We start from the raw sequence: 10269 nt of genomic DNA, 5'->3' as shown, positions 1-10269 counted from the left end.
CTCCGGCCCGGACGGCGGCTCTCAGTCCCACCCAGCAGGAGAAGAAGCCCGAGGCCATGTTCCGGTTTTTCGTCCGTCGACTCATCGGCGCAGTCGTGATCCTGCTGATCATCAGTGCCGTCACGTTCTTCCTCTTCTACGCGATCCCCCGCGACCCCGCGCGGGCCTTCTGCGGGAAGATCTGCCCACCCCAGAACCTCGTGCTGATCCGCCACAACCTGGGCATGGACGAGCCGCTCTTCCTGCAGTACTGGCACTGGTTGTTCGGCATCTTCGCCGGGCGTGACCTCGTGCAGTTCGGCGAGTGCCCCGCGCCCTGCCTCGGCTACTCCTTCGCCACCCAGGAGCCCGTCTTCTCGGCCATCCTCGACCGCTTCCCCGTCACCCTCTCGGTGACCATCGGCGCGGCGGCCGTGCTCCTGAGCTTCGGCATCGTCACCGGCATGATCGCGGCCTGGCAGCAGGGGAAGCCGCTCGACAAGATCGCCAGCACGTCGTCGGTGATCGGCGCCTCGCTGCAGATCTACTTCGTCGGCCCCATCCTGGTCTTCTTCGTCGTGGACAGCCTCGGCCTGCTCCCCCGGCCCTCGTACATCCCGTTCACCGAGGACCCGCTCGGGTGGTTCGTCCACCTGCTGATCCCCTGGGTCGTGCTGTCGATCATCTTCACGGCCAACTACACCCGCATGACCCGGTCGGTGATGGTGGAGCAGCTCGCCGAGGACTACGTCCGCACGGCACGGGCCAAGGGCATGTCGAACCGCACGGTCTTCCTGCGGTTCGCCTGGCGCGGCGCGATGATCCCCATCGTCACCATCTTCGGCGTCGACCTCGCCACCCTCCTCGGCGGCGCGATCATCACCGAGCAGACGTTCACGCTGCACGGCATCGGCGAGCTCGCCGTGCGCGCCGTGCAGAACACCGACCTGCCCATGCTGCTCGGTGTCACCCTGGTGGGCGCGTTCGCGATCGTGCTGCTGAACATCGTGGTGGACGTCCTCTACGCCTTCATCGACCCGCGCGTCAGGCTGGTCTGACCGGCCATGCGCGCACGTACGACTCCGAGGAGCAGCAAGTGACCACCGTGACCTGGGACCGCGAGCCCGCCGCACCGCGTGGTCCCGGGCCGTTCCTGTCGGTCCGCGACCTGTCCGTGCGGTTCAGCACCGAGGACGGCATCGTCCACGCGGTGGACGGCCTCTCGTTCGACCTGGAGAAGGGCACCACCCTCGGCATCGTGGGCGAGTCCGGGTCGGGCAAGTCGGTCTCCAACATGGCGATCCTCGGCCTGCACGACCCCGCCCACACCAAGATGGGCGGGGAGATCTGGCTGGAGGACCAGGAGCTCATCGGTGCCGACCGCGGCACGATGGAGAAGCTCCGGGGCAACCGGGTCGCCATGATCTTCCAGGATCCGCTGACCTCGCTGTCGCCCTACCACTCGATCGGCCGGCAGATCTCCGAGGTCTACCGCAAGCACAAGGGCGCCACCAAGAAGGACTCCCGGGCGCGGGCCATCGAGATGCTGGAGCGCGTGGGGATCCCCCACGCCAAGACCCGGGTGGACGACTACCCCCACCAGTTCTCCGGCGGCATGCGCCAGCGCGTCATGATCGCCATGTCTCTGGTGTGCGACCCGGACCTGCTCATCGCCGACGAGCCGACGACCGCCCTGGACGTCACCGTGCAGGCGCAGATCCTCGACCTGCTCAAGGACCTCCAGCAGGACTTCGGCACCTCCATCATCCTGATCACCCACGACCTCGGCGTGGTCGCCAAGACCGCGCACAACGTGCTGGTGATGTACGCCGGGCGTGCCGTCGAGCAGGGCAGCGTCCAGCAGGTGCTGCGCGAGCCGCACCACCCCTACACCTGGGGCCTGCTCGGCTCGATGCCGAAGCTGAACTCCAACGTGGACCTTCCGCTGCTGCCCGTGCGCGGCACGCCGCCCAGCCTGCTCAACCCCCCGTCCGGCTGCCCCTTCCACCCTCGGTGCGACTACCGCCAGCTGGTGGGCCCCGATCTGTGCGCGGCCGAGCGGCCCGAGCTCTCCCCCGCCGAGGGGCACAGGGACGCCTGCTATCTGACGCTCACGCAGAAGCGGGAAATCTTCGACGGCACCATCAAGGAACGACTGTGACCGAGACTCTGCTGGAGCTGTCCGGCCTGACCAAGTACTTCCCCGTCATGGGCGGGATGGTCTTCAAGCGCCAGATCGGGCGCGTGCACGCCGTGGACGGCATCGACCTGACCGTGGGAGCCGGCGAGGCCCTCGGCCTCGTGGGCGAGTCGGGATGCGGCAAGTCCACCACCGGCCGTCTGGTCGCCCGGCTGCTCGAACCGACGGACGGCACGATCCGCTACCGCGGCAACGACATCAGCCACGCCAGCCGCCGCGACCTGAAGCCGATCCGCTCCGAGATCCAGATGATCTTCCAGGACCCGTACTCGTCGCTGAACCCGCGTCACACCGTGGGCACGATCATCAGCGGGCCCATGGAGGTCAACGGGATCGACCCCGCGGGCGGGCGGCAGAAGCGCGTCCAGGAGCTGCTGGAGATCGTCGGCCTCAACCCCGAGCACTACAACCGGTTCCCCCACGAGTTCTCCGGCGGCCAGCGGCAGCGCATCGGCGTCGCCCGCGCGCTCGCCCTGTCGCCCAAGCTGATCGTGGCCGACGAGCCGGTGTCCGCCCTGGACGTGTCCATCCAGGCCCAGGTGGTCAACCTCCTGCAGCAACTCCAGCGCGACCTCGGCATCGCGTTCCTGTTCATCGCCCACGACCTCGCGGTGGTACGGCACGTCTCCCAGCGGGTGGCCGTGATGTACCTCGGCAAGATCGTCGAGGTGGGCGACCGGGAGTCGATCTACGAGCGGCCCCGTCATCCGTACACCCACGCGCTGCTGTCGGCCGTGCCCGAGGTGGCGCTGCCCGAGGACGGCGTGGTGACCGAGCGCATCCGCCTGGCCGGCGACGTGCCCTCGCCGATCGACCCGCCGTCCGGCTGCCGGTTCCGCACGCGGTGCTGGAAGGCCAAGGAGAAGTGCGCGGCCGAGGAGCCCCCGCTCATCCAGATCGGCGGCAACCGCGAAGGTCACCTCACCGCCTGCCACTTCCCCGAGGAGCCCACCACCCACGGCGAGAACGAGATCGTGCTCGACCCGGCGCTCGCCTGACCGCGCCCGCTCTCTGGCACAGATCACCCGGACGCCATAGGTTCGATCCAGGGCCGTGTCAGGCGAGCGAAGGTGGAGGCGGCATGGCAGCGCTCGAGGGGAAGAAGGCCGTCGTCACCGGGGGATCCCGGGGCATCGGCAGGGCGATCGTGGAGCGGCTCGCCCGCGACGGCGCCGAGGTCGTGTTCACGTACGCGAGCAACGCCGAGGCCGCGGCGGAGGTCGAGGGGACGGTCAAGGCGGAGGGCGGCATCGCGCACGCGATCCAGGCCGACCTGGCCGAGCCCGGAGCCGCCGAGCGGCTGATGGAGATCGCCTCCGAGCGTCTCGGGGCCCTCGACATCGTCGTCAACAACGCCGCCGCGACCTTCACCCCGGCCCCCATCGCCGAGACCGGCGACGAGCTGTTCGACCGCGTCATGACGGTCAACGCCAGGGCGCCGTTCATCATCATCCGGTACGCCGCCAGGCACCTGCGCGACGGCGGCCGGATCGTCAACATCTCCACCCTCAACACCTTCCGGCCGGCGCCCGGCATCACGCCGTACGCGGCCAGCAAGGGGGCGATCGAGCAGCTGACCGCCGTCGCGGCGCAGGAGCTCGGCCCGCGCGGCGTCACCGTGAACACCGTCTCCCCCGGCGCGACCGACACCGACCTGCTGCGGGCCACCAACTCGGCGGAGAGGCTGCGGATGGTCTCCACGATCACTCCGCTCCGCCGCGTCGGAGAGCCCTCCGACGTGGCCGACGTCGTGGCGTTCCTGGCCGGTCCCGACGGCCGCTGGGTGACCGGCCAGAACATCCGCGCCACGGGAGGCCTGGGCTGATCGGACTTTGTCCGGCGGGAGGCGGAAGGGGTACTATTCGGCGGAGCTTTTCGCGGTGCCCGCTCATGTAGTCCCTTCACTCGCGCAGTCCCTACCTGGAGGGCGCGTCCGGCGAATGACAGCTCGCCCCGAGAACATCCATCAGGCGCGGCTCCTCCTGCTGCTGCGGGGGGAGGGCGCTCGCTCGCGTGCCGAGCTCGGCGACGTCGTCCGGCTCTCCCGCTCGAAGCTGGCCGTGGAGCTCGACCGGCTGGCCGAGCTGGGCCTCGTGGAGCCCGCCGGTCTCGCGGCCTCCCGTGGCGGCCGGCGGTCCGGCATCGTGCGCATCGCGTCCGGTCTGCGGTTCGCCGGCATCGACATCGGCGCCACGTCGATCGACGTCGCCGTGACCAACGGCGAGCTTGAGGTGCTCGGGCACATGTCCGCCCCGGCGGACATCCGCGACGGCCCGGCCGCCGTCCTCGCCCAGGCCCGTGAGCTGCTCGGCAAGCTACGGGCCAGGGGCATCGCCGGCGAGCTTCACGGCACCGGCATCGGCCTGCCGGGGCCGGTGAGCTTCCCCGAGGGGATCCCGATCGCGCCCCCGATCATGCCCGGCTGGGACCGCTATCCCGTCAGGGAGGCGATGGGCCAGGAGCTCGGCTGCCCCGTGCTGGTGGACAACGACGTGAACATCATGGCGCTCGGCGAGCTGCACGCCGGGCTCGCCAGGTCCGTCGACGACTTCCTCCTCGTGAAGATCGGGACCGGCATCGGGTGCGGCATCGTGGTCGGCGGCCAGATCTACCACGGGGTCTCCGGCAGCGCGGGCGACATCGGGCACATCCAGGTCGACGACCACGGCCCCGTGTGCCCGTGTGGCAACACCGGCTGCCTGGAGGCCTACTTCGGAGGCGCCGCCCTCGCCAGGGACGCCCTGGCCGCGGGGCGGTCCAACCGTTCGGCGTTCCTCGCCGCGCGGCTCGCCGAGAACGGCGTGCTCACCGCGGAGGACGTCGGGGCGGGGGCGATCGCGGGCGACGCGGTCACCCTGGGCATGGTCCGCGATGGGGGCCGGCGGGTCGGCAGGGTGCTCGCCGGCCTCGTGAGCTTCTTCAACCCCGGCCTGGTGATCATCGCGGGCGGGGTGGCCGGCCTGGGCCACGTCCTGCTCGCCCAGGTCCGCAGCGCCATCTACCAGCGGTCGCTGCCGCTGGCGACGGGGAACCTCCCCATCGTCCTGTCCGAGCTCGAGGAGAGCGCGGGCGTCATCGGGGCGACCCGCCTGATCAGCGACCACGTGTTCGCCGGGCGCGCCTAGCCACAGGGCCGCCGTCGACGGGTTCGCGGCGCGCCGGCACTTCCCGTCAGACCGGTTCGCCGCGCTCCGGCACATCCGGTCAGACCGGACACACCCGCCTAAGCAGGGACTTTGTCCTGCCGCGATGAAAAGTCCAAATTGAGATGACGAAAGTCCTTCCAAAAGCGGCAAATGCCGCGTAACTTCCACGCCAAGTTCTCTGCACGACCACGAGGGGCCGGAGTGAGCCAAGCGGCGGCATCGATCGGCGGGACATCGCGGCCAGATGGACGCCGGAGGAGCCCCCGCTCCCAGGGCGGAAAGGAGCCGGCCACCAGCTCTGCCACGGCATCGGGAACCAGCACGTTCTTCAACACCCACGCGCAAGGCGGGAGTACAACGCAATGAGTGCACACGAAGAGGAGATCCAGGTGGGCGGCGCGCTGCGCCGCAGTCTGGGGCTCAACCGGCGCCAGTTCCTGGCGGCCACGACCGGGGTCACCGCGGTGGCAGCCGTGTCCGCGGTCGGCGGGCTCGGGTCCGCGGCCCACGCGGCCGGCGGCCCGAACGGCGTCCTGATCCCGCCACCGAGGCGCGGCATCATCCTGTACACCGTCCGGGACGCGATCTCGCGCGACCCGAACTCGACGCCCCTGGCCTCCGGCTTCCGGCGGGTGTTCGAGGAGCTCGGGCGGATCGGCTACAGGCAGGTCGAGTTCGCAGGCTACTCCCAGCACGCCAACGCCGAGGGCGGCGCGAATCTCGAGAGCGTCGCCGGCGCCCGGCTGCTGCGGGGCTGGCTGGACGACAACGGCCTCAGGGCACAGGGCAACCACGGCTTCATCCCCGGCTCGTGGCCGTTCACCCAGCCCGACCTGGACCGCTTCAAGCAGCACCTGGAGATCGCCAACATCCTCGGCATGGACCACATGGGGACCGGCAACGACCCCACGGGCAGCGCCTACAAGGCCGACTGGGACGTCGCCGCGGACAAGTGGAACGCACTCGGATCGATCGCCCGCGACGCCGGGCTCAAGCTCTACACCCACAACCACGACGTGGCCTACAGCTTCCTGCTCGACAGCGGCCCGCTCGACGCGCAGGGACGTCCCACCCGCTCGTCGGGCATCCGCAGGCTGGAGTACTTCATCAAGATCAGCGACCCCAAGGTCGTCCACCTGGAGATGGACATCTTCTGGGCGTACGTCGCCCAGTACAAGCACCGCACGTTCACCGCGCCCGACGGCTCGGTCCAGACCGACATCTTCGACCCGCTGTCGGTGGTCAGGCCGAACACCAAGCGCTTCCCGCTGTTCCACGCCAAGGACGGCAGGTCCAACACGGCGACCGGCAACGGTTACGACATGGTGCCCTTCGGCACCGGTGACATCGACTACGCCGCGTTCTTCAGGGGCGCGGGCGCCAAGGGCTCCCACAACCCGATGTACGAGCAGGACAACGCCCCCGGCGGCACGGCCAACCCGGGTCAGTCACTGCAGTACGCCGGGGTGAGCTACGAGAACATGGCCGCCCTGCGCGGTTAGACGACCCCGACGGTCCCGGCGGACCGCCACGTGCTCCTTGCAGCGGCACGCGTGGCGGCCCGCCCTCTACCTGAGCCCCCAGAAGAAGAGGCGCAGCTGTTGAAGTTTACCCGTACCCTGCTCGGCGGCGTCGTGGCCGCCATCGCACTCTCGCTGGCGGCGCCCGGCGCCGTCCCCGCCCATGCCCATCCGGGGCATGACCCCGCGACCGAGTGGTCGAGCTACGAGAAGATCACCCTCAGCAAGACCATCGGCGAGCCGATCGACATGGCCGTACTGCCCGACAGGCGCGTGCTGCACACCGCACGCACCGGCGACGTCCGGCTGACCGATCCCGCCACCGGCATCACCAAGATCGTCAACACCATCCCGGTCTACAACAACTCCGAGGACGGCCTCCAGACGATCGGCATCGACCCCGGGTTCGCCGAGAACAAGTGGGTCTACGTCTACTACGCGCCGAAGACCATGACGGCGCCGTACCCGCAGACCACCCCCACCGGCTCCGCGCCGAACTCGCTGCCCGCCGGCGCCGGCGAGTCGTACTGGGACCAGTGGAAGGGCTACAACCAGCTCTCCCGGTTCAAGTGGACCGGCGACGCGCTCGACCTGTCCACCGAGCAGGTCATCATCAAGGTCGAGACCCAGCGCGGGCAGTGCTGCCACGTCGCCGGCGACTTCGACTGGGACGACGACGGCAACCTCTACCTCGCGACCGGTGACAACACCCCGGCGAGCGCGCCCGGGGCCAACGGCTTCGCCCCCAACAACGACGCTCCCGGGATGAACCCCGGCTTCGACTCGCGGCGCGGGTCGGGCAACAGCAACGACCTGCGCGGCAAGATCCTCCGGATCAAGGTCGGGGACGACGGCTCGTACACGGTCCCCGACGGCAACCTGTTCCCCAAGGGAACCGCGAAGACCCGTCCGGAGATCTTCGTGACGGGCGTGCGCAACCCGTTCCGCATGGACGTCGACTCCGCCACCGGCACCGTCTCGTGGGGCGACTACGGGCCCGACGCCGGCGCCCCGGACACCGCCCGCGGCCCGATGGGGTACGTGGAGTGGAACGTCACCCCCATCGGGAAGCCGATGAACAGCGGCTGGCCGTACTGCACAGGGAACAACTTCAACTACAACAACTGGGACTTCGCCACCGCGAAGCCGCGTGAGTGGTTCGACTGCGCCGCCGGGCCGTCGAACACCTCCCGGTGGAACACCGGGTTGGACAAACTGCCGCCCGCGACGCCGGCGGACCTGTACTACGGCGACAACAACACCCACCAGCCCGCGGAGTGGGCCGGGCTCACCGACTTCGACCCGCAGACCGGTCAGGGCCCGATGGGCGGCCCGGTCTACCACTACGACGCGTCCAACCCCTCCCCCACCAAGTTCCCCGAGTACTGGGACAAGAAGTTCTTCTTCGCGGAGTTCTCACAGGACTACCTCGCCGCGTTCACCGTGACGGGCTCGGACGGGCCGGTGACCGCGATCGAGCAGTTCCTGCCGAACAGCCAGCTGAAGGCGATGGCGATGCCGATCACCGACAGCCCGATGGACATCGAGTTCGGCCCCGACGGGTCGCTGTACGTGCTCGACTACGGCAACGGCTTCTTCCGCGAGAACCCCGAGGCGGGCCTGTACCGCATCGACTACACCCCGGGGAACAAGTCGCCCCAGGCCAAGATCGCCACCGACAAGCGGTCCAGCAGCACCGCTCCCCTCACGGTCGAGTTCAGCGGCGCGGCGTCCACCGACACCGAGCCGGGCGACCTGAGGTACGAGTGGGACTTCGACGGCAACGGCTCCTTCGACGCCACGGGCGTGACGGCCTCGCACACCTACGACAAGCTCGGCCAGTACATCGCCCGTCTGCGGGTCAGCGACGCGCAGGGCAAGTTCGGGCTGGCGACAGTCGAGATCACCGTGGGGAACACCGCTCCGAAGGTCACCATCGCCACCCCGGGCAACGGCGGGTTCGTCGACTGGGGCAACGCGGTGCCGTTCCGCGTGGAGGTCACCGACGAAGAGGACGGGAACAACCCCGTCTGCAGCCGGGTGCAGTGGACGTTCGGCCTCGGCCACGACACGCACGCCCACCCGCTGACCACCGGCACCGGCTGCACCGGCGCGTGGGCGACCCCCGTGGACGCCCCCGAGCACGGCGTGACCGAGAACATCTACGGCGTCGTCGTGGTCGGCTACCGGGACAACGGCGCCAACGGCATCCCCGGCGCGCTCGGTGACACGACCCTCATCCTCAATCCGAAGCTGATGCAGGCCGAGCACGCCGACGCCCTCAGCGGCGTCACCAAGGCCGAGGACGAGACGGCCTCCGCGCTGGGCAAGGTCACCTCGTTCGACGCCGGTGACTGGATCGCCTACGACCCGGTGAACCTCGCCGGCATTACGTCGGTGAAGACCCAGGCCTCCGGCGCGGGCACGCTGTCGCTGCGCTGGGACTCCCCGACGGCGGATCCGTTCGCGAGCGTCACGGTGCCCGCCGGGACGGGATGGCAGACGGTGACCACCGCCCTGCCGGACGCCCCCAAGGGCAGTGGCAAGCTGTACGTCACCTCGACGGGCGGCGTCGACGTGGACGCGTTCACCTTCGCCGGCGACGGCGTCGCCGACAAGACGCCTCCGGTGGTCTCGGCGACGCTCAACCCGGCCCAGCCGAACGGTGACAACGGCTGGTACACCGGCAACGTCACGCTGACGGTCACCGCCACCGACAACGGCACGGTGGCGAGCCGGCAGTACTCGCTCAACGGCGGCACCACCTGGTCGAACGCCAACAACCCGGTCACCCTGAGCACCGAGGGCACGACCGAGGTGCGCTACCGCGCCACCGACAACGGCGGCAACGTCTCTCAGGTCGGCACGGTCACGGTCCGGATCGACAAGACCGCCCCGGCACTGTCGGTGAGCGGGGTGGAGGCGAAGAAGTACGGCGACTCCGCCTCGATCACCCCGGTGTTCTCGGCCTCCGACGCGACCTCGGGCGTGGCGAGCGTGACGGCGGCGATCGACGGCAAGACGGTCGCCTCCGGTGCGCCGATCGCCCTGTGGAAGGCGGCGCTCGGCGAGAACACGCTGACCGTCACCGGAAAGGACAAGGCAGGCCAGACCACCACGCAGACCGTCACGTTCGAGGTCACGACGTCCTTCACCGACGTCCGCGCGCTCGTCGACGCCTTCACGGCGGCCAGAACGGTGAAGGGCGGCTCGCTCGCGTCGGCCATAAAGGACGCCGAGAAGGAGGCGGCCAAGGGCGACACCAAGAAGGCGATCAAGAAGCTGGAGGAGTTCAAGAAGACCGCCCGCGACCCCAAGAAGGTGACCGACGAGGCGGTACGCGACGTGCTGGTCCGTGACGCCGAGGCGCTGATCGCACAACTTCGCGGCTAGAGGGGCCGGTCCGAGCCCCGCTCCCAGCGGG

General features: G+C 69.7%; 7 protein-coding genes. All 7 read left to right on the top strand.

Annotated features, from left to right (window positions below):
* The coding region (locus AB0O34_RS34635; RefSeq protein ID WP_363922836.1) for an ABC transporter permease at positions 1-1037 on the top strand (1037 nt) is incomplete at its 5' end.
* Between the two features lie 38 nt (positions 1038-1075).
* Positions 1076-2140 (top strand): ABC transporter ATP-binding protein, encoded by a 1065-nt coding sequence (locus tag AB0O34_RS34630; RefSeq protein ID WP_363922834.1) that lies wholly within the window; start codon positions 1076-1078, stop codon positions 2138-2140.
* Positions 2137-3177: a dipeptide ABC transporter ATP-binding protein gene (locus AB0O34_RS34625; RefSeq protein ID WP_363922832.1), complete on the top strand. Its 1041-nt coding sequence runs from the start codon at positions 2137-2139 to the stop codon at positions 3175-3177. The genes AB0O34_RS34630 and AB0O34_RS34625 overlap by 4 nt, the downstream gene beginning before the upstream one ends.
* A gap of 83 nt (positions 3178-3260) precedes the next feature.
* Positions 3261-4004, top strand: coding sequence for a glucose 1-dehydrogenase (locus AB0O34_RS34620; protein ID WP_363922830.1), 744 nt, complete (start codon positions 3261-3263; stop codon positions 4002-4004).
* Positions 4005-4119: 115 nt separating this feature from the next.
* Entirely contained in the window at positions 4120-5304 is a 1185-nt protein-coding gene (locus AB0O34_RS34615; RefSeq protein ID WP_363922828.1) for an ROK family protein, read from the top strand.
* A 383-nt stretch (positions 5305-5687) separates the two neighbouring features.
* Entirely contained in the window at positions 5688-6827 is a 1140-nt protein-coding gene (locus tag AB0O34_RS34610; RefSeq protein ID WP_363922826.1) for a TIM barrel protein, read from the top strand.
* Between the two features lie 99 nt (positions 6828-6926).
* On the top strand, positions 6927-10238 hold the full coding sequence (locus AB0O34_RS34605) for a PQQ-dependent sugar dehydrogenase (protein WP_363922824.1): 3312 nt from the start codon (positions 6927-6929) through the stop codon (positions 10236-10238).
* Positions 10239-10269 lie beyond the last annotated feature (31 nt).

Source organism: Sphaerisporangium sp. NPDC088356, from assembly GCF_040685555.1.
Classification (GTDB): Bacteria; Actinomycetota; Actinomycetes; order Streptosporangiales; family Streptosporangiaceae; genus Sphaerisporangium.
This window is presented reverse-complemented; position numbering and strand designations above follow the sequence as displayed.

Excerpts from the sequence above, each read along its gene's own strand:
- AB0O34_RS34615 (WP_363922828.1), top strand. The coding sequence starts at position 4,120 with ATGACAGCTCGCCCCGAGAACATCCATCAGGCGCGGCTCCTCCTGCTG.
- AB0O34_RS34610 (WP_363922826.1), top strand. The coding sequence starts at position 5,688 with ATGAGTGCACACGAAGAGGAGATCCAGGTGGGCGGCGCGCTGCGCCGC.
- AB0O34_RS34620 (WP_363922830.1), top strand. The coding sequence starts at position 3,261 with ATGGCAGCGCTCGAGGGGAAGAAGGCCGTCGTCACCGGGGGATCCCGG.